The 20,282-nt window shown below is 43.6% G+C and carries 15 protein-coding genes; 9 read left to right on the top strand and 6 right to left on the bottom strand.

The features are described 5' to 3' along the window. Nucleotides 1-5: 5 nt before the first annotated feature. On the bottom strand, nt 6-1,238 hold the full coding sequence (locus HMPREF9447_RS13585) for an FtsX-like permease family protein (RefSeq protein WP_009130319.1): 1,233 nt from the start codon (nt 1,236-1,238) through the stop codon (nt 6-8). Beyond that, nucleotides 1,235-1,567, bottom strand: coding sequence for a 30S ribosome-binding factor RbfA (gene rbfA / locus HMPREF9447_RS13580; protein ID WP_009130318.1), 333 nt, complete (start codon nt 1,565-1,567; stop codon nt 1,235-1,237). Before rbfA ends, HMPREF9447_RS13585 begins: the two co-directional genes overlap by 4 nt. A 139-nt stretch (nt 1,568-1,706) precedes the next feature. Between rbfA and HMPREF9447_RS13575 the strand changes: the two genes are divergently transcribed. Next, nucleotides 1,707-2,798: a sensor histidine kinase gene (locus HMPREF9447_RS13575; RefSeq protein ID WP_009130317.1), complete on the top strand. Its 1,092-nt coding sequence runs from the start codon at nt 1,707-1,709 to the stop codon at nt 2,796-2,798. Between the two features lie 71 nt (nt 2,799-2,869). Further along, nucleotides 2,870-4,741 carry a tetratricopeptide repeat-containing sensor histidine kinase gene (locus HMPREF9447_RS13570; RefSeq protein WP_244267615.1) on the top strand — a complete coding sequence of 624 codons (1,872 nt, stop codon included), beginning with the start codon at nt 2,870-2,872 and terminating at the stop codon, nt 4,739-4,741. Between the two features lie 3 nt (nt 4,742-4,744). Here the strand turns inward: HMPREF9447_RS13570 and HMPREF9447_RS13565 are convergent, their stop codons facing one another. The 3 genes from HMPREF9447_RS13565 to aroQ all read right to left on the bottom strand — a co-directional run bounded on the left by HMPREF9447_RS13565 (nt 4,745) and on the right by aroQ (nt 7,409). Then, on the bottom strand, nt 4,745-5,374 hold the full coding sequence (locus HMPREF9447_RS13565) for an O-methyltransferase (protein WP_009130315.1): 630 nt from the start codon (nt 5,372-5,374) through the stop codon (nt 4,745-4,747). 132 nt (nt 5,375-5,506) lie between these two features. Beyond that, nucleotides 5,507-6,964: a pyruvate kinase gene (gene pyk / locus HMPREF9447_RS13560; RefSeq protein ID WP_009130314.1), complete on the bottom strand. Its 1,458-nt coding sequence runs from the start codon at nt 6,962-6,964 to the stop codon at nt 5,507-5,509. A gap of 22 nt (nt 6,965-6,986) precedes the next feature. Beyond that, nucleotides 6,987-7,409 carry a type II 3-dehydroquinate dehydratase gene (gene aroQ / locus HMPREF9447_RS13555; RefSeq protein ID WP_009130313.1) on the bottom strand — a complete coding sequence of 141 codons (423 nt, stop codon included), beginning with the start codon at nt 7,407-7,409 and terminating at the stop codon, nt 6,987-6,989. 283 nt (nt 7,410-7,692) lie between these two features. On the opposite strand from aroQ, the gene xerD reads away from it, so the two are divergent. The 7 genes from xerD (at nt 7,693) to HMPREF9447_RS13520 (ending at nt 19,387) form a co-directional block, all read left to right on the top strand. Further along, nucleotides 7,693-8,643, top strand: coding sequence for a site-specific tyrosine recombinase XerD (gene xerD, locus HMPREF9447_RS13550; RefSeq protein ID WP_009130312.1), 951 nt, complete (start codon nt 7,693-7,695; stop codon nt 8,641-8,643). A 140-nt stretch (nt 8,644-8,783) separates the two neighbouring features. Further along, on the top strand, nt 8,784-10,475 hold the full coding sequence (locus HMPREF9447_RS13545) for a tetratricopeptide repeat protein (RefSeq protein ID WP_009130311.1): 1,692 nt from the start codon (nt 8,784-8,786) through the stop codon (nt 10,473-10,475). 132 nt (nt 10,476-10,607) lie between these two features. Next, the gene (locus HMPREF9447_RS13540) at nt 10,608-11,672 is read left to right on the top strand and encodes a thioredoxin-like domain-containing protein (RefSeq protein WP_009130310.1); all 1,065 of its coding nucleotides are present in this window, start codon (nt 10,608-10,610) and stop codon (nt 11,670-11,672) included. A gap of 61 nt (nt 11,673-11,733) precedes the next feature. Next, nucleotides 11,734-13,272, top strand: coding sequence for a YifB family Mg chelatase-like AAA ATPase (locus HMPREF9447_RS13535; protein WP_009130309.1), 1,539 nt, complete (start codon nt 11,734-11,736; stop codon nt 13,270-13,272). Between the two features lie 392 nt (nt 13,273-13,664). Beyond that, on the top strand, nt 13,665-16,661 hold the full coding sequence (locus HMPREF9447_RS13530) for a SusC/RagA family TonB-linked outer membrane protein (protein ID WP_009130308.1): 2,997 nt from the start codon (nt 13,665-13,667) through the stop codon (nt 16,659-16,661). 14 nt (nt 16,662-16,675) lie between these two features. Beyond that, nucleotides 16,676-18,325 carry a RagB/SusD family nutrient uptake outer membrane protein gene (locus HMPREF9447_RS13525; RefSeq protein WP_009130307.1) on the top strand — a complete coding sequence of 550 codons (1,650 nt, stop codon included), beginning with the start codon at nt 16,676-16,678 and terminating at the stop codon, nt 18,323-18,325. Between the two features lie 447 nt (nt 18,326-18,772). Further along, on the top strand, nt 18,773-19,387 hold the full coding sequence (locus HMPREF9447_RS13520; protein WP_009130306.1) for an HU family DNA-binding protein: 615 nt from the start codon (nt 18,773-18,775) through the stop codon (nt 19,385-19,387). A gap of 9 nt (nt 19,388-19,396) precedes the next feature. Here HMPREF9447_RS13520 and HMPREF9447_RS13515 read toward each other — a convergent pair whose 3' ends face one another. After that, the gene (locus tag HMPREF9447_RS13515; RefSeq protein WP_009130305.1) at nt 19,397-20,239 is read right to left on the bottom strand and encodes a BRO-N domain-containing protein; all 843 of its coding nucleotides are present in this window, start codon (nt 20,237-20,239) and stop codon (nt 19,397-19,399) included. Between the last annotated feature and the right edge of the window lie 43 nt (nt 20,240-20,282).

Here is a 20,282-nt window from a genome sequence, read left to right as displayed (position 1 = left end):
ATTTATCACTTCTTCAGCAACCGCCGCGTCAGATAGTGCACCGGATACCACACAGAAAGGAATCCAACCGCAATAACAGTAACAAATATCAGTATCACATCCGTTGCATGAACGCTGACGGGATAAGCATCCACAATGAAACTGCCACTGCCACCACCTAAAGAGATAATACCGAAACGCTGCTGGAGGTAGCAAAGCAACAGGCCGGAAACAATACCTGCAAGGGCACCAAATAAAGAAATAAGGCGTCCCTCAAATAAAAAGATACGGGCTATCAGACGGTCGTCCGCACCAAGATTACGCAGAGTTTCCACATCTTCGCGTTTATCAAGTATAAGCATAGAGAGAGAACCTATAACATTGAAACAAGCAATGGCAAGAATAAATGTGAGAAAGAGATAGGATATGAATTTCTCTATTTCCATGATGCGAAATACATCAACCTGTTGTTCGTAACGGTTAAGTACCACAAAATCATCTCCCAGAATGCGGGAAATCTTCTTCTGAACAGCAGATGCATCAGCATCCGGTTTCAGTTTCAATTCAATGGCAGATACCTCCGTATCATAATTGAAGAGGTTACGGGCAAAATCAAGGGAAGTAAGGATATAGCGCGCATCATACTTCTGCTGGTTCACTACAAACACCACACCGGGTGAAAAGAGATAATCACGATTGAAAGAAGCGGAAGGATTGGCCATATTCACCCGCACATTCCGCTTAGGCGCATATACTTGCAACGGGTCGACAAACTGGAGTCCCGTACCTAATTCGGAAATCAGTTCTACACCTAAGACACCATAATCAACTATAGAATCATGCAGAATAAATTCACCTGCACCATATAGCAGACTATCAATGGAAGTCAGTTGTTCGAAGTTATCTTCCACTCCCTTAATGACTGCCATGGCCTGCCGGTCTTTATATTGCACCATAGCATTCTCCTCCAACGTCTCTGTCCAGACGTCAATCTCAGGCAAAGCACGCACTTCCTGAAAAGTCTCAGCATTCGGCTCAAAGACTTTTCCTTCACGAACCGTTATCTTCAGTTCAGGGTCGAAAGCCGTAAAGAAACCTGCCACCATATCCTGAAAGCCATTGAATACGGAAAGGGTACATACCAACGCCAGCGTAGCCAATGCTACCCCACACACCGAAATGCCGGAAATAATATTGATAGCATTGTGCTTCTTCTTAGAGAAGAGGTAGCGGCGGGCTATGTAGAAGGGAAGGTTCACTTCAGCAATTCATCTATTTTTTCAAGATAATCCAGCGAATCGTCCACAAAGAACTTCAATTCCGGAATGATACGAAGTTGATGGCGCACACGTGTTCCCAACTCGTAACGGATAGATTTCATATTCTCATTGATATTCTTAATCATTTCCTCAGCTTTTTCCGAGGGAAAGATGCTGAGATAAGCACGTGCCACGCTCAGGTCGGGACTAATGCGCACTGCACTGACCGACACCAATATGCCCGGCATGGACTTAGTTTGTAACAAGAAAATTTCGCTCAACTCCTTTTGAAGTAAACGACATATTTTATTCTGTCTGGTAGTTTCCATACTATACTATTTCTTTATTTAGATACAAAGTTACTGAAATATCTCAGTTAGCTGGTAATTTATACTTTTTTTAGCACGACAATCGAAGCAATCAATTCAGAATAAAATTATCTTTGCATCGGCACTAATCAAAAAAAACATGAAAAGACCCGTCTTCACACTACTATTTTTGTTTTCCTCGCTTCTTAGCAGCTACGCTAATCAAAACAGTAAACAAGATAGCCTATGGAAAGTTGCGAATCAGTATACGCAAGAGCAACAATATGAAAAAGCTGCCAATCTATATAAAGAATTAGGAGAAAAGATTGATACTGACTACAAGGAAATCAATTCTCACAAAGTAAAAGATTTACGGGAGACATACTCCATTGATGAATTACAACTGGCTAACAACCAGCAGCAAAACCATTTATTATTATTAGCTCTTATCATATTACCCTGCCTTATCATTGTTGCCGGCATCTGTTTCCTCTACTTGAAAAGAGAAGCAAAGAAACTGATACTTTCGAAGCGAAAGTTAGAAAAAGCAGAGAAAGCCGTAGAGAATTCAATACGCAACAAGAGTCTCTTCATATCGAATATGAGCCACGAAATTCGAACTCCGCTAAACGCCTTGTCCGGTTTTTCCGATGTATTGACTACTCCGGGTATCGATGAGGAAACGCGAAAACAATGCAATGACATTATCCAATTGAATTCACGCCTGTTATTGAATCTGGTGAACGACGTGGTAGACATCTCCTGCCTTGACATAACGAATATGAAGTTCAACCTCAAACAATGTGATGCAGTAGATTTATGTGAAGGTATCATTCAGACCCTGGAAGGCATCAAGCAAACACAGGCTGAAATCTTCTTCAAAACAGAACTTCCTTTTTTAGAAATCGAGACTGATACACTCCGACTACACCAAGTACTAATCAATATATTAGTCAATGCTACCAAATTTACAAAAGAAGGAAGCATTACCCTGCAACTGGAACAGAATGAAAAAGGCATGGCACAATTCTCCATTACCGATACCGGCTGCGGTATCCCGTTAGAAAAGCAAAGCAGAATATTCGAACGCTTCGAAAGAGTAAACGAAAAATCCCAGGGAACCGGACTTGGACTGGCCATCTGCCATCTTATCATCAGTCGCCTTGGCGGAGATATCTGGATAGACCCGCAGTATACCGATGGATCACGTTTCATTTTCACTCATCCGTTAAGACAGGAGGCCAAAGTATGAAGAAAATAACATTTATACTTTTGTTTGTAATGGGAATGCTTTTTCAGATAAAAGCAGAATCATCAATTTCAATGGATAGACAATTTCGTGACAGTATCTTTCAGACCGCCAAATCCGAACCTAATGATACGCTTCGCTCAAAAATATTGAGAGGAGCATTCCAGCAATATATAGGTCAAGAGGTAGCTTTGGAATTTCTGGATTCAGCTCTTGTACTCTCCAAAAGCAAAGGAATACACGAAGAAGAGTTATACACTCTCTTTGATTACTGCCGCTACTATGAATATCGAGGTGAGACTCCTGAAATGGAACAGTGTTTCTTAAAATTAAAAGAAGCCAGCTATCGATATAAGGATTACTCACTCTATTATACTATTTGGTTAGGCATACTCCAAATTAGATGCGCCCAAGGAGATACCGAATACGCCATTATGCAAGCCAAAGAGATGCAAAAGGAGGCCATCCGTATCAAGTATGACAGAGGAGTATTTGTTTCACTCATAGCTCTAGCACAAGCGTTGGATTTCGCAGAGCAGTATGACGAAGCAATTCTCGCATATAAACAAAGTCTGGAAGTAAATCCGACCGCCAACAATTATTCCCTCCTGTTAATACGCGGAAATCTAGCGAAAATATATTTGGCGCAGGAGAAGTATACAGAGGCTCTTAGTGAATTAGAGCAACAACAAAAAGTACTGGAAAAGATGACTAAAGAAGAGCCACAAACTATAAATACATTGAAAAGTGCTTTTTTAAAAGCAGAAATATCCTTCGGTATGATTTATGCAAAAAACAAAGACAAAGAAAACCTTAAATTGCATCTGATAAAGGCCGGGAAATATTATGATAAAGAAAGTTTTTTCAGTAACTATATTGATTATCACGCTCTATGGGGTGTATACTATAAGCTTGTAAAAGACTGGAACAAATGTTTCAATGAATTCAATCTGGCCATATCTGCTTGCCACGGCGCAGAGCCTTTTCATGAAAATAGCATTCTCAAAATGAAAGCAGAAGCTATGCTGGAAGCCGGCCGATATGAAGAAGCAGCCAATATCTATAAAACAGCAGCCCTAAAAGGAGACTCTCTCAACCAGGATATGTTGCTACGTCATGAAGAAGTATATCAGGCTAACTATAAAATCCAAAAAGCATTATTAGATAAGGAACTACTGACAAAGCAATACCGTTGGATATATGTCGGGGCATCCGCCATCATACTCGTTCTGATGCTTCTTGCCATCATACGCGCTTTCCGCATTCACAAGCAATTACGCCGTTCGGAAGAAGAAACCCGGCAAGCATTAGAAACGATAGAAGCAGCAGATAAGATGAAAGAATATTTTCTGCAAAACATCACCTACGAAATCCGCATACCATTGAATACAGTCGTAGGCTTTTCCGAATTGCTGTCTGCCGAGCAAGATCTCTCTGAAGAAGAAGTACAGGAATATTCAGCTACCATAAAAAACAATTCAGAAAAGCTATTGGCTCTGATAAATAACATCCTTGATTTATCACGCCTTGAGGCAGGAATGATGCGTTTTAATGTACAGGAATGCGATGCAGTACAACTTTGTCAGGAAGTGAAAATGATGGTAAATATGCAGACCACAATGGTGAATCCACACTTCCATACGGAACTTGAAGCACTATCCATACAGGCGGATAGCAGATGGTTCCTCAAACTACTCTCATCATTATTATCTGTTCCAAGATTATATACCGGAGAAGTTTGTCAGGTGGAATATGCACTGACCCGGGAAGGCCAATATCTAAAAATCACGGTAAAAGGAAGTCCTCTCTACCAAGTATGGGAAGACGAACAGGAACAGCGCATCCTGCACGACATCAACCGGCTTTATCTGGAAGTGTTTAAAGGAAGTTATCAGATTTCAGAGGGAGAACAGAAAGAAGTTACGATTACGTATCCCCTGTCTTAGAGGCTATTTCTTACGAATAATCGTCAGACCGTCACGCAAAGGAAGAATCACCTTCTCAACCCGTGAATCTTGTGCAACAAGGTCATTAAAAGCCTTGATACCTATAGTTTGCAAATCAGTGCGATGTGGTTGTTCTTCAAGCACATGTCCGTCCCATAAAGTGTTGTCAGCAATGATATAACCACCATCGGAGAGGCGGGACAACACCATTTCATAATAGTCTATATATCTGCGCTTGTCACCATCTATAAAGGCCAGGTCAAAAGTTATATCAAACTGCGGAATCATTTCCAATGCATCACCTATATAGAATTTGATTTTATCTGCATAAGCGGAGTTCTCCAACCAAGGACGGGTGAAGTCTTCCTGCTCATCATTGATTTCGAATGTATACAGCATTCCGTCTTCCGGCAAACCTTCAGCCATGCACAGGGCAGAATAACCGCTATAAGTACCTATTTCCAAAATGCGACGGGGACGTATCATTTTGACGAACATCTTAAGCATACGCCCCTGCAAATGCCCCGACGCCATGCGCGGATATAGTAGTTTAATATGCGTATCCCGATAAAGAGCCTTCAGATATTCGCCCTCATCATCAATATGCTGCAAGATATACTCGTCTATAGTCACTGGGGAAATTGAGAATTAAAAAATGAAAAATGATAGTTGATAAATTGAGAATTGAAAATTAAAAATTGAAAAATAGCTGCGCTGTTATGCTGCATAGTATTTTTCAATTTTTAATTTTCAATTCTCAATTTATTAAAGGTACCGGTTCTTATTGGGCAATACACTTTCTTCGGAATACTTCAAAGCATCTCCTACGACATTAATTTCGAGGAAAGAAGTATGTGTTCCGGCTTTACCACTACTCAGATAACCCACCATATCTGTTTCAGACAAACGGCCTTCTTTCAGCAGACGGCGCAAAGCTGCAAAATAATAATCCTGTCCGTTGGCAAGTTCAGGCATATAGATAGCTTCCACACCATAAGAAAGAGCCAGATGACGCATAGTCTTTTCTTTATAGCAAATAGCCAGCACTGGATATTTACCACGGAATGCAGCAAGGTTACGGGCAGTGCGTCCGCTATAACTATCAGTAATAATGGCACGTATCTTCAGCTTAGAAGTAGCTTTTACAGCTTGCTTTGCCAGGAAAGCAGTCACGTCATTACTGTTTTCATCCAATGGAATACGGATATCATTATCAGCCAGTTTATCTTTTTCCGCCTGTGCGGCAACTTTTGTCATGGTCTTCACAGCGTCCAAAGGATATTTGCCATAAGCCGTTTCACCGCTCAACATCAAAGCATCCGTACGGTAATAGATAGCGTTAGCAATATCCGTGACCTCTGCACGGGTAGGACGCGGATTCGTAATCATTGTATGGAGCATCTGGGTAGCTACAATTACCGGTTTCTTAGCCAAAATACACTTGCGGATAAGCAAACGCTGGATTCCGGGAATACGTTCCTGCGGAACTTCGATACCAAGGTCACCACGAGCTACCATCACGCCGTCGGCTACTTCCAGAATTTCGTCGATGTTATCCACACCTTCCTGATTTTCAATCTTGGCAATGATGCGGATATCACTGTTATGGGCATTCAGGATTTCTTGTATATCAAGAACATCTTGTTTGTTGCGCACAAAAGAGTGAGCTATGAAATCAATATCTTTCTCGATGGCATAAAGAATGTTATTGCGGTCTTTCTCCGTCAGAGAAGGAAGATTGATGCGTACACCCGGTACATTAACACTCTTACGGCTTCCCAGCGTAGCTTCATTCTGTACCTCACACATTAAATATTCAGGAGTCTTATCTACAACTATCATTTCCAGATCACCATCATCGATAAGAATGTGAACACCAACCGATACATCATGCACAAAATTAGGATAAGAAACAGAGATGCACTCACGGGTAGTGGGGAGGTCAGGATTGCCTACCACTTTCACCTTGTCTCCTGTTTTATAAGGTATAGGTTCTTCACTAATAGTGGTGCGGACTTCCGGGCCTTTTGTATCCATCAGGATAGCAATACGGTTGGACACCGTACGAACATTATTTATCAACTTCTCAAGTCCATCATATCCAAGATGCGCCGTGTTCATACGCACCACGTTCATACCGGCTTCAAACAAGCCTTTTATAAAATCAACGTCACAACGCTTATCTGAAATGGTTGCAACGATTTTAGTCTGTTTCAATAACATAATCTTATACCTATTTATTTAATCATTTATCACTTATCAACGCTTCGAGCGCCAAACGGTAGGAGTTTAAGCCGAAGCCGCAAATCACACCTTTACAGGCGCAGGCAATCATAGACACATGTCGGAAATTCTCACGGGCATGTACATTGGAAATATGCACCTCGATGACCGGAGAAGTCACTGAACGGATAGCATCTTGCAGAGCAATAGAGGTATGGGTGTAGGCACCTGCATTCAGGATAATTCCATCCACCTCAAAACCGGTTTGCTGGATTTTGTCTATCAGCTCCCCCTCAATGTTTGACTGGAAATAGTCTATTTGCACATCAGCATACTTCTTACGAAGTTCGGCAAGGTAATCCTCAAAAGTAACACTGCCGTAAATGGAAGGTTCACGTTTACCCAATAGATTGATATTCGGGCCATTAATTATTTGTATCCTCATAACACAATTTTTTATACCTTTGTCTCCCGAAAGTATCAACACCGTACGAGGTCCGTACCAACTCCGTATGAAGTCCGTACGAACTCCGTGTCAGGTCCGTATCAGCTCCGTACCAAGTCCAAGCCTATAGATACGGAGCAGGTACGGAGGAAGTACGGCTCAGATACGTCTGAGAAACATTTAAATCAGACTGTAAAGATAGTGCAGACTGAAAGCGGAAACAAATTTGCATTATTCCGCTGGGCTACTGCCTATTTTCACGGCGCAAAGGTAGAAAAAAGAAATGAAATTAGACGAAAAAACAAGAAATAAGGAGAAGGAAGCATTGATAATCAGAAAGTACCAGCAATACCTGAAGCTGGAAAAAGCCCTTTCTGCCAATACGCTCGATGCTTATCTGACTGACCTTGACAAGTTGCTGCGTTTCCTGAATACTGAGAATATCAGCATGCTTGAGGTCACCCTGGATGATTTGCAACATTTTGCTGCCGGACTGCACGACATCGGCATCCATCCCCGTTCGCAGGCACGCATCATTTCCGGCATAAAATCATTCCTCCACTTTCTGGTCATGGCAGACTACCGGGAGGATGATCCCAGCGAATTGCTTGAAGGTCCCAAAATCGGCTTCAAACTGCCGGAAGTACTTACCGTAGAAGAAATAGATACTATCATTGCCACCGTAGATTTAAGTAAGAAAGAAGGGCAGCGCAACCGGGCCATTCTTGAAACCTTGTACAGTTGCGGATTACGCGTCTCAGAGTTATGCAACCTGAAACTATCCGAACTGTATTTTGACGAAGGCTTCATCAAAGTGGAAGGGAAAGGCAGTAAGCAGCGATTAGTACCCATATCCCCTCGTGCCATCAAAGAAATAAAGTACTGGCTGCTCGACCGTAATATTGGCAAAATCAAGAAAGGATTTGAAGATTACGTCTTCCTCGCCCGCTGGGGAAACAGCATCTCCCGTATCATGGTTTTCCACTTGATTAAAGAGTTGGCAGAGAAGGCCGGAATCACTAAAAATATCAGCCCACACACCTTCCGCCACTCCTTCGCCACACACTTACTTGAGGGTGGTGCCAACCTGCGCGCAATCCAGTGTATGCTGGGTCATGAATCCATTGCAACTACGGAAATTTACACGCATATCGACCGCAATATGTTGCGCAGTGAAATCATTGAGCATCACCCCCGGAACATCAAGTTCCGAAAAGAGCGGGGATTTCATTAAATTATAATAAAATTAGCCATCCATTTCTTAATCTGACAAGAGATTTAATATCTTTGCGAGGCCATTACCTTAGTGGTAATGGGCACTGAGAGAAACCAATAGACTAATTTCAATTACAAACAATTAATTTATACCTAAGAATGACTAAGAAATTGTATCTGCCTTTGTTAATGGCACTGGTTGTTGCTCTTTCATCATGTAGCAGCAAAATGGGTGAATTGTCTTCTGATTATTTCACCGTAACTCCTCAGGTTCTTGAAGCTATTGGTGGCAAAGTTCCTGCCACTATTAACGGAAAGTTCCCCGAAAAGTATTTCAACAAGAAAGCTGTAGTAGAAGTGACTCCGGTTCTGAGATGGAACGGTGGAGAAGCTAAAGGACAGTCTGCCTTGTTCCAGGGAGAAAAAGTAGAAGGTAACGACCAAACCATCTCTTACAAGATGGGCGGTAACTACACCATGAAAACTTCTTTCGACTACGTTCCCGAAATGGCTAAATCAGAGTTGTATCTGGAATTCAAAGCCACAATCGGTAAGAAAACTATTACTATTCCTGCTGTAAAAGTAGCTGATGGTGTGATTTCTACTTCCGAATTGGTTGAGCAAACACTGGGTAGCGCTAATCCCGCTAATGGTGACGATGCTTTCCAACGTATCATCAAAGAGAAACATGACGCTAACATCATGTTCTTGATTCAGCAAGCTAACATTCGCTCTGGTGAGCTGAAAACCGCAAAGGAATTCAACGAAGAAGTGAAGAACGTAGACGCTGCTGTAAACAAGAAGATCAGCAACATTGAAGTTTCTGCTTATGCATCTCCCGATGGTGGTGTAGGCTTGAATACTAAGTTGGCCGAAAACCGTCAGGATAACACTGCAAAGGTTATCAACCAAAACTTGAAGAAAGCAAAGGTAGACGCTGCTATCGATACTAAATACACTGCTCAGGACTGGGAAGGTTTCCAGGAACTGGTATCTAAATCCAATATTCAGGATAAGGAATTAATCCTTCGCGTTCTGTCTATGTACTCTGACCCTGAACAAAGAGAACAGGAAATCAAAAACATCTCTTCTGTTTACAAGAATTTGGCTGACGACATTTTGCCGCAATTGCGTCGTTCTCGTTTGACTTTGAACTATGAGATCATCGGTAAGTCTGACGAAGAAATCGCTAATCTGGCTAACTCTGATGCTAAGCAACTGAATATCGAAGAATTGCTGTATGCAACTACGTTGACTAACGACCCTGCTAAGCAAGAAGCTATCTTCATGAAAGCTACTCAGATTTATCCAAATGATTACCGTGCTTATAACAACTTAGGTAAGTTGGCTTATCAGGCAGGTAACGTTGACAAAGCTGAAAGCTACTTCAAGAAAGCTGCTTCTATCAACAACGCTCCTGAAGTTAACATGAACTTGGGTTTGATTGCTCTGATTAAGGGTGACAAGGCTGCTGCAGAATCTTATCTGGGCAAAGCTTCCGGTGCAAAAGAATTGAACGAAGCTCTGGGTAACCTGTACATTGCTCAAGGTCAGTATGACAAGGCTGTTAGCGCATTCGGCAGCACAAAAACCAACAGTGCAGCTTTGGCACAAATCCTGGCTAAGGACTACAACAAAGCTAAGAGCACATTGGCAGGTGTAGAAAAACCGGACGCTTATACTGAATACCTGATGGCTGTGTTGGGTGCAAGAACCAACAATGCTTCTATGGTAACCAGCAGCTTGAAGAATGCTATTGCAAAAGAACCGTCACTGGCTAAGAAAGCAGCTTCTGACCTGGAATTTGCTAAGTACTTCACAAATGCAGATTTCATGAGCATTATCCAATAAAAATTTGCACTAATTTAATTAGTGTTTTCATACAACGAATGTTTTTTTATAGAATGCCCGCCATTGAGAAATGTCGGGCATTTCTTTTTTATTATCCGCAAAAGCCGTACTTTCGCGAAAAAGTATTTAGAAATGAAGAAACTCTGTCTATTATATCTTTTATTAATCGGCCTGTCAGCCTGTGGCGGAAAGAAAACCGATGCAATCACCCTCAGCGGAGAAATCAAGGGATTGGGAAGTGACACCCTATATTTATATGGGGCAGACAGAATGTACGACCGCATGGATACGCTGGTGGTCGAAGAAGATAAATTCTCCGCTACACTCTCTGCCGATACACTGGTAACGACGATCTTGTTATTCAACGACGGTACGGAATATCCGCTTTTCCTGGATAAAGGAAATAAGATACAGATAAAAGGTTCCAACGCCGAGCTATCTTCCCTACAAATAAACGGTAATACTCCCAATGTGGAACTGACCGCTTTCAACCAGGAACTAAAAGGACTGGGTACACCATCGGTGAAAGCTTTGGAAGAAAAAGCCGAAAACTTCATCAAAGACCATCCCGCTTCATTAGTCAGCATCTATTTATTGGATAAATACTTCGTGCAGGCTTTGCAACCGGACATAGAGCGCATCAAAATGCTGGCAGACCGCATGACCGGAGAGCTGAAAGACCGCCCGTATATGCAAGCGTTATTGAACCGCATTGATGAAGATGAGAAAGTGGCTGTTGGAAAAGCAGCACCATACTTCCGCCTGCGCAATGCGGAGGGTAAAGAGGTAACCCGCTCCAGTAAGAACGACCAATATTTGTTAATGCAATTCTGGGCTTCATGGGACACCATTAGCCGGGAAGCAAATGCCATGTTCCGTCGTATCTATAAGAAAGAACAGAAAAACAAGGACTTCAAGTTAATGGGTGTATCTCTCGATCTGGATGAAAAGACGTGGAAAGAAACCATCAAAAAGGATACTTTGAAATGGGAACAAGTCTGCGACTTCTCCGGTTGGAATGGAGAAGTCGTCAAACTATTCGCCATACAAAAGCTTCCTACCAATATACTTATCAGTCCTAACGGAAAGATAGAAGCTAAAGATCTGGATGAAAAGGCAATCGAGAAGAAGCTGAAAGAAATAAAGGAAGAAAAAGAAAAGGAGAAAAAGACCACCAGAAATTCAACACGACGCTAAGCGCAGAGCCTCTTATCAGCCCCTCACTTCCCGTTCAGTTTTTAATTCATACACTACTACTATGCTAATCAAAGTTTTTGGAGCGGCTGTGCAAGGCATTGATGCAACCCTCATTACAATTGAAGTAAACAGTTCACGAGGTTGCATGTTCTATCTTGTCGGGCTGCCTGATTCTGCCGTCAAGGAAAGCCATCAACGTATTATTTCTGCATTGCAGGTCAATGGTTACCGGATACCAACCAGTAACATCGTTATCAATATGGCGCCTGCGGATATTCGGAAAGAAGGGTCTGCATACGACCTCCCGCTTGCCATAGGTATGCTTGCTGCCGGAGAAGTAATCCAGTCTGATAAATTGAACCGCTACCTGATGATGGGTGAACTAAGTCTGGACGGTAGTTTGCAACCCATAAAAGGCGCCTTGCCCATAGCCATCAAGGCCTGGGAATTAGGATTTGAAGGGGTTATTGTTCCCCGTCAGAATGCTCGTGAAGCGGCAGTAGTCAATAAAATCAAGGTATATGGAGTTGAGAATATCAAGGAAGTGATCGAGTTCTTCAACGGCGAACAAGAACTTACTCCTACCATAGTCGACACCCGTGAAGAGTTTTATGCACAACAGAGTAACTTTGACCTGGACTTCGCTGATGTGAAAGGACAGGAGAATGTGAAACGTGCACTCGAAGTTGCCTCGGCTGGCGGACATAATATTCTTCTCATCGGTGCACCCGGCAGTGGAAAGTCCATGCTTGCCAAGCGATTCCCTTCCATCCTGCCACCCTTATCCCTGGGAGAAAGCCTTGAAACAACCAAGATACATTCCGTTGCGGGCAGACTACAAGAGAATGCAGGACTCATCTCGAAGCGTCCGTTCCGCGACCCGCACCATACCATCTCAACAGTCGCCATGACCGGCGGAGGCAGTTATCCACAACCGGGAGAAATCAGCCTTGCCCACAATGGAATTTTGTTTCTGGATGAACTGCCTGAATTCAATCGCAGCGTACTGGAAGTTCTCCGTCAACCGCTAGAAGACCGCAAGATTACGATCTCTCGTGTGAAAAGCAATGTGGAGTATCCGGCCAGTTTCATGCTGGTGGCATCTATGAACCCCTGCCCTTGCGGATACTATAACCATCCCACTAAGGCTTGTGTATGCAGTCCGGGACAGGTACAAAAATACCTGAATCGTATATCAGGCCCCTTGCTCGACCGCATTGACCTGCAAATAGAAGTAGTACCTGTTCCTTTCGAGAAGATGTCCGATGCACGACCGGGAGAAGCAAGTGCCGTCATACGCGAACGTGTGATACACGCTCGCCGAATTCAGGAAAACAGATATGCAGACATCCCCGGGATTTACTGCAATGCACAAATGAGCAGTAAGCTACTTTCTCTCTATGCCCGTCCGGATGAAAAGGGGCTCACACTATTAAAGACTGCAATGAACCGGCTCAATCTTTCCGCCCGTGCCTACGATCGTATACTGAAAGTAGCACGCACCATCGCCGATCTCGAAAACAGTGAACTCATACAGTCCTCACATCTGGCAGAAGCCATCGGCTACAGGAACTTGGACAGGGAAGACTGGGCGGGATAACTAAAGAAAAAGGTACAGTTCACTATTTTCCCCCTATTTTGCATCATTTTCTCCCTGTCTTCTGCCTTATTCGCTTAGATTTGCAGTAATCAAAATCTAAAATACTATGGAGGCAAAGACATTTTTCCGTTTTTTCCCTGAGCTGGCATCTACAATTGAGGACAGCATTAAATTTTCACCCATATTCTTTACATTACATCTACCTAAAGATAGTAATATAAAGCAAATACTCTTTCGCCCTTCACTCCACTAATTATTTATACATCAAAACATTACAGACATTTGCAATATTAATGAAATATATTTGAAATAGGCTAAGCCTACTTTTGTCACCAGAATAATATTTATAAATATAGAAAAAGAGGATTATTTTATAACTAAAACTTTATTTTATGCTGAATGTACAATTAAAAAGAAAGAGAACATTTGCACAAAGCGTACTCTTTGTAGTGTTCTTGCTAAGTAGTACCTTAGCATTCGCCCAGAACAAGGTGACTGGTACTGTAACAGACAAGGCAGGCGAACCGCTAATCGGTGTCAATGTATTGGAGGCCGGTACCACCAACGGTTGCATTACCGATATCGACGGTAAATACACCCTAAGTATAGAAAAAGGGAAAACACTTATCTTCTCTTTTATAGGTTATAGCAGACAGGACGTAAAAGTAACCCAAAACGTCATCGATATAACAATGAGTGAAGATACTGAATTGTTGGACGAAGTAGTGGTAATCGGCTACGGTAGCATTTCCCGTAAGGATGTCACCAGTTCAATCTCCACGGTGAAATCCAAAGACCTCAACGTGGGTGCCTACACCGATCCCGGTCAATTACTTCAGGGTAAAGTTCCCGGCCTGGTTATTGTCCAGAACTCCGACCCTAACGGGGGTGTCAATTCACTTACACTACGTGGTGCTTCCACCCTTAACGGTTCAGCATCTCCCCTTTACGTAGTTGACGGTATTCCCGGTGTAAATCTCAATCTCATCGCACCCAGTGACATCGAATCTATCGATGTGCTCCGCGATGCGTCAGCTACCGCCATTTATGGTTCAAAGGCAGCAAACGGCGTCATCATGGTTACTACCAAACGTGGGCAAGATGGCCCTGCACGTGTAACCTATAGCGGTTATGTATCTTGGGAAAAGATTCACAATGACCACGAAATGATGAGCGCTAACGAGCTGCGCGCTTATGCCAAAGAGAACAATCTGACCATTGCTAATGATAAAGGTGCCAACACCAACTGGGCAGAAGAAGTACAACGTACCGGTTTCGCCCATAACCACAATCTCTCAATTACTGGTGGTAACAAAAGTACCACCTACAATGCCAGTGTCAACTACATTGAACGCGACGGAATCATCAAAGGTGTAGGAAACAACCTTTTCACTGCCCGCACCTATGTTGAAACCAAAACCCTCAAAGACCGCCTAACCCTTGCCGTAGGACTCAACGGTAACGTCCGCAACGAATGGGGTGTACCTCGTGGCGGTCAGGGTGCATCGGTTTACAACGCAATGTACTATTACTCACCCCTTGTACCCACCCGAAATGAAGACGGAACTTGGTACAAGGATATGGGAATCTCTCAAAACTACAACCCGTTGGCACTAATTTATGAAGACGAAAGTCGGGCAACTTACAAGCGTATACAAGCCACAGGTAAGGCTAGCTTAAAAATTATTGATGACCTTATCCTAAGTGCTAATTTCTCTTATGAGAATCAAAATTACAGCTACAAAGATTACTATTCTCACGAATCGCAGACTAACAATCGCGGAGGAGAGACCAGCCGCAATACCACCGAGGATATCAAGAAACTGATGGAAATCTATGGAAATTATGATAAGACTTTCAATGATGCCCATAAACTCGGTCTGATGGTTGGTTACTCATGGGAAGAGCAAAACAACGGCGAAGGTTTCGGTGCAAGAGGCTACAACTTCTACGACGACTCTCTTTGGTGGAACAACATCGGTATGGCCAACTCATGGGATGAAGATCCCGTATGGGCCAATACACTCTCAACCATCCGCATGATTTCATTTTACGGCCGTGCAAACTACTCATACAAAAGTAAGTATATCCTTCAGGCAGCCGTACGTCGTGATGGTTCGTCTACATTCGGTAGCAACCACAGATGGGCTACTTTCCCGTCGGGTGCAGTGGCATGGCGTCTTTCTGAGGAAGATTTCATTAAAGACCTCGGCATTTTCGACGACTTAAAGCTGCGTGCTGGATGGGGACAGAGCGGTAATGCTATGGGATTTGACATTTATACCTCACGTTTCTACTATCAAGGCGGTAGCCGTTTCATCTATACCGACCCGGAAACAGGCAAGGAAAGCAGTTACAAGAGTTTGAACGCGGCACGTAACGTTAACAACGATCTCAAATGGGAAACGACCACTATGTTGAACCTCGGTATCGACTTCTCATTCCTCGGAGGTCGCATCAACGGTACTATCGAGTACTACAACAAGACAACCAAGGACATGATCTGGTCATATCCCGTTTCTACAAGTTATTATCCTGTAGGCTGGATAATAGCCAACGTAGGTGAAATGAACAACCGCGGTATAGAACTGACTTTGAACGCAACTCCCATCCGGGGACGCAACTTCAGTTGGGACACATCACTCAATCTCTCTCACAACCGTAATAAGATTGTAAGCCTCTCCAACCAAGAGTATAACGCAGGTGTACTGAATCGTTACAATCCTGAGTTGCCCGGTGCCTCTACCGCCACCATCCAGCGCATTATAGAAGGTGAACCGATTGGTACCTTCTACATGTGGGAATGGGCAGGTTATAATGAAGGCGGAGCATCGCAATTCTATGTACGTGATGAAAAGACCGGCGAACGTACAGGTGAAACCACTAGCACTCCCGCTGAAAAGGATCGCACTATCGTAGGCAACGCACAACCCAAACTGACGATGGGATGGAATAACAACCTTACGTATAAGAATTGGGACCTAAACGCATTCTTTACCGGAGTGTTCGGACAAAAGATATTCAACGAGCCCCGCGCTTTCTTCAGCAACATCGCTAACATTACTGAAGGCAAGAATGTTATGAAATCCATCGTATCGGAACAGAAAGCGACCGATGTATTCTCCTCACTTCCGTCCGACCGCTATCTTGAGGATGGTAGCTACTTCCGTCTGTCAACCCTTACGGTAGGATATACTTTCCGTAACTTCAACGGTTGGCTCCGCGATGTGCGTATCTACGCTTCCTGCAACAATGTATTCACTCTGACTGGTTATAAGGGACGTGACCCGGAAATCAACCTTGGAGGTGAAACTCCGGGATGCGATACACGTAGCGATCACTATCCACGTACCCGCCAATTCCTGGTAGGTGCAACTATTAACTTTTAATAAATAAGTCAATTATGAAACCATATATAAAGCTTTTATTACTTTCGGGTGTACTTGCCGGCGCCACTGCCTGCACTGACCTTGATACAGATATCAAAACCCAGTACACGACTTATCCTGATAATCCCATTGCAACAAGTGCCAAACTCGAAGCTTGCTACTACTACCTCCGTAACGAAGCAGGACTGGGCCGCAACTACTGGGAAGGCGTTATGCTCCAGGGAGACGAATTGATGGGAGTATCTTTTAACGGTAGTTACTATGACAACGGTCGTTTAGCCAACCCCTCCATTCATGACCTGAAACCCGACACCCCGGGAGTAGGGCAAATGGGTGACTTAAAGTCGGGCATCTCTTATTGCAACAGCGTGATTGTGGAAATTGGAGGTCCTGAGGGCAAAGACGACATTGTGGCTCCGGTACGTGCCATTCGTGCGTTTTACCATTTCATGATGATAGACCTCTATGGAGATGTACCTTTGATGAGTCACACCCCCGAAGAAGGTGAAGTTATAGAACGCGCTCCCCGTGCCGATGTAGCCCGCTTCATAGAAAGCGAACTTCTTGAAATCATACCTCAACTTACCGAAGAGAACAATGCCGACACTTACGGTCGACCCAACAAATGGATGGCCAAGGCACTGCTTGCCAAACTCTACCTGAACTGGGGTGTGTACACGTGCGGTGATGTCACTAAGGTTACCAATGATACCCCCAATGAAAAACTGAATGAACTCGTAGCCGTATGCGATGACATCATCGAATCCGGAATATTCGAGGTCGGCAAGGGCTATCGCAAGAAGTTCTTCCCCAATAACGGTGTTCACATCAAGGACTTCATCTATGCGATGGATTTTGATCCGGTAAAAGTACCGACCAGATATGTGGGCGGACATCAACTCGACCGTTTCATGACATTCAAGAAAGCTAATAATTGTAATATAGGTCCGTGGGGATTCATTCCCGCCAAGTCCGTAGCAGGAGTTTATCTGCTAATACCCGAATGTGTGGATCGCTTCAACCTTCCAGGCGACGAACGTAACCTGATGATTCTCGGAGGTCCCCAGTATGCAACCAGTCCGGTAAACTTTGAGTTCACCAATACTCCCATCATGTTCAACGGCCAGCAAGTAGCCTATACCAAGGAAATTGAATTAATAGTAAATCAAGTAACACCTATCAATCAACTGAACGTCGGTGCAGATTCAGAAACAGCCAACCTCATGAAGGGGTATCATTTAGGGAAATATCCTTCTATTGCCGAAGATTATACTGACCGCGATCGCTTCGGTGGAAACGACATACCCATCTTCCGTTATGCCGACATCCTGTTGTCCAAGGCAGAAGCTATCCTTCGCGGTGCCACTCCTACAATGGGCCATACGGCAGCTTCGTTGATGAATGAAGTACGTGATTGTGCCGGTGCCCCCCATGTAACAGGAACGCCTACCTTGCAAGATATTCTCGACGAACGCGGTCGTGAGTTCATCTGCGAGATGTGGAGACGTCAAGACCTGATACGCTTCGGACAGTTTGAGAATGACTGGGGATTCAAAAATACAGCCAATCCCGGTGCCAAGACTGAATTATGGCGTCGCGTAATGCCTATTCCACTTGGCGAAATGGAGACTAATACCAATTGGGAACAGAATTTCGGTTATTAATATAAAAACAAGCAAAAGCCGGCATATCATATTTAAAGTTTAAAAAGGCTTCCCAGCCCTGTATTGCGATTTACGGAACCCAAAACGATAAATCGGATACAGGGCTTTCTAAACAAAAACAACTGCCAATGAAAAGCAAATTACTCACACTATCTGTCATGCTGAGCATGGCAGATACTCTTAAAGTATAAAGTAATTGTGAAGATACACTTAAATGCAATAATCCCCCTACTTTTATTTCTTTTTCTACCTAATCTAATTATCTTTGTTGCCTAATGCGAGTTCGTTCCACTATAGTGGTCCGCAAGGGAAACTATAGTGCACCTTGCGGACCACTATAGTGGAACGCAAAGTACACTGTAGTGGAACGAAACAAAAGTAGCGAATGAGTCACATCCCAACAGGCAGCGGGATACATCAGAATGCCTATATAAAACAATTACGATTATGAGCTTAGAGTATGACCTTTATGAAACGCCCGACATACAGCAAACAGGCGAACAACAGCCACTTCACCCCCGTGTAGTTATCAGGGGAACTATCGGTCAGGATGAATTTCTGGACCGTGTTCACAAATTCACAGGCTTGAGCCGCAGCTTGCTTGCAGGCGCCATGCAGTCTTTTCAGGATGAATTGAGAGATTTGCTTGCCGACGGATGGATTGTGGAGATGGGAGATATCGGTTATTTCTCCGTATCCTTGCAGGGACCTCCTGTCATGAAGAAAAAGGATGTGCATGCACAGTCCATCAAATTAAAAAATATCAATTACCGTCCGAGCAGCCAGTTCAAGAAAGAAGTGCACTGGAAAATAGAGCCACAACGCGGTGAATCTTTTACCCGTCCCCACAGAGGAGAACGCGATATGGACAAATGCCTGGAAATAATTAATAGCCATTTGGAAAAATACCCCTGCCTCACCCGTGCCGACTATTGCCGGCTGACGGGATGCGACAAGAAATGCGCCCTGAAAGAACTGAACGGTTTTATCGACCGTGGGCTACTGATGCGCTACGGGGCAGGCAAACAAGTAGTTTATGGGAGGGGGATGAAGCAGGAATAATCCTTGTTCTTATTCTTCATCTTTCGGTTTCTCACTATCAGGAAGCAAATAATCTTTAGCCTTTGTCGATGAAATAACAGAGCGTCCAAGTTGCGATTCAAGTTGTTGCCGTGCTGCTTTGGCAACACTGCCACCACTTTGGGCTACAGCCGCGTTTTGATTAAAACCTTTTGGGTTCCTGTCTTTTGATATTTCCGTTGTAGAGGCTTCGGCAAGTGTATTCAGGGCAAGCTCTACGTTTGTCATGTTATCACGGAGATTCTCCTTTTTCAGGCCCTTCATATTCTTGTACTCCTTGGTGGTGCGCCCACTCCACTCCTTGGTGATTATATCCGTCAGTGAAGCGTATTGAGGGCCACTTACCCCGCTACGTTGCCATTCATCAGTAAGCTCTTTGCGTACTTCAATACTTTTGATTCGCTGGTTTATCCAATTATCAGAATATCCCAACCGTTTGTAATCCATGATGGCTTGGTCTATTGAAAGCTCCGGATCTTGCAACTGGTCTACCCTGTCACTGGCAACTCGCGCCATCCATTGCTTGAAAGGTTCTGCCTTGGGTGAAGGGATGGACTGTATCAGTCGGAAAAGCTGTTCTGTATCTGCTACATCCGTCATTCTCATTTTACCGTCAGCAGCTTGCATTTTCAAACCGTTACAATTTGTAACGGTTTCGTTTCCTTCCGATAATAACCTCTTTTTCAGTACACGCCAATAAGTTTGAGGGTTACTGCTATCGGTCAAAACCGCTACTACGTCCACGATGGCAAAATACCATTTCTCTTGCTCATCGTCCCAAACGGTACGTACTTTTCTATCCTCAAATAGTTTTAGTGATTCTTTCTTTGTCATACTCATTCTACTTTCATAGTATATTATTCATTGATTACTGCAA

Origin of the sequence: Bacteroides oleiciplenus YIT 12058, assembly GCF_000315485.1 — a bacterium.
In the GTDB taxonomy this organism is placed as follows: Bacteria; Bacteroidota; Bacteroidia; order Bacteroidales; family Bacteroidaceae; genus Bacteroides; species Bacteroides oleiciplenus.
This window is presented reverse-complemented; position numbering and strand designations above follow the sequence as displayed.

What these genes read in the sequence shown, in the direction of transcription:
- pyk (WP_009130314.1), bottom strand. Translation starts at nt 6,964, where the DNA reads ATGTTATTGAAACAGACTAAAATCGTTGCAACCATTTCAGATAAGCGT.
- aroQ (WP_009130313.1), bottom strand. Translation starts at nt 7,409, where the DNA reads ATGAGGATACAAATAATTAATGGCCCGAATATCAATCTATTGGGTAAA.
- HMPREF9447_RS13515 (WP_009130305.1), bottom strand. Translation starts at nt 20,239, where the DNA reads ATGACAAAGAAAGAATCACTAAAACTATTTGAGGATAGAAAAGTACGT.
- HMPREF9447_RS13545 (WP_009130311.1), top strand. Translation starts at nt 8,784, where the DNA reads ATGACTAAGAAATTGTATCTGCCTTTGTTAATGGCACTGGTTGTTGCT.
- HMPREF9447_RS13570 (WP_244267615.1), top strand. Translation starts at nt 2,870, where the DNA reads ATGGATAGACAATTTCGTGACAGTATCTTTCAGACCGCCAAATCCGAA.
- HMPREF9447_RS13530 (WP_009130308.1), top strand. Translation starts at nt 13,665, where the DNA reads ATGCTGAATGTACAATTAAAAAGAAAGAGAACATTTGCACAAAGCGTA.
- HMPREF9447_RS13525 (WP_009130307.1), top strand. Translation starts at nt 16,676, where the DNA reads ATGAAACCATATATAAAGCTTTTATTACTTTCGGGTGTACTTGCCGGC.
- xerD (WP_009130312.1), top strand. Translation starts at nt 7,693, where the DNA reads ATGAAATTAGACGAAAAAACAAGAAATAAGGAGAAGGAAGCATTGATA.
- rbfA (WP_009130318.1), bottom strand. Translation starts at nt 1,567, where the DNA reads ATGGAAACTACCAGACAGAATAAAATATGTCGTTTACTTCAAAAGGAG.
- HMPREF9447_RS13535 (WP_009130309.1), top strand. Translation starts at nt 11,734, where the DNA reads ATGCTAATCAAAGTTTTTGGAGCGGCTGTGCAAGGCATTGATGCAACC.
- HMPREF9447_RS13540 (WP_009130310.1), top strand. Translation starts at nt 10,608, where the DNA reads ATGAAGAAACTCTGTCTATTATATCTTTTATTAATCGGCCTGTCAGCC.
- HMPREF9447_RS13575 (WP_009130317.1), top strand. Translation starts at nt 1,707, where the DNA reads ATGAAAAGACCCGTCTTCACACTACTATTTTTGTTTTCCTCGCTTCTT.
- HMPREF9447_RS13520 (WP_009130306.1), top strand. Translation starts at nt 18,773, where the DNA reads ATGAGCTTAGAGTATGACCTTTATGAAACGCCCGACATACAGCAAACA.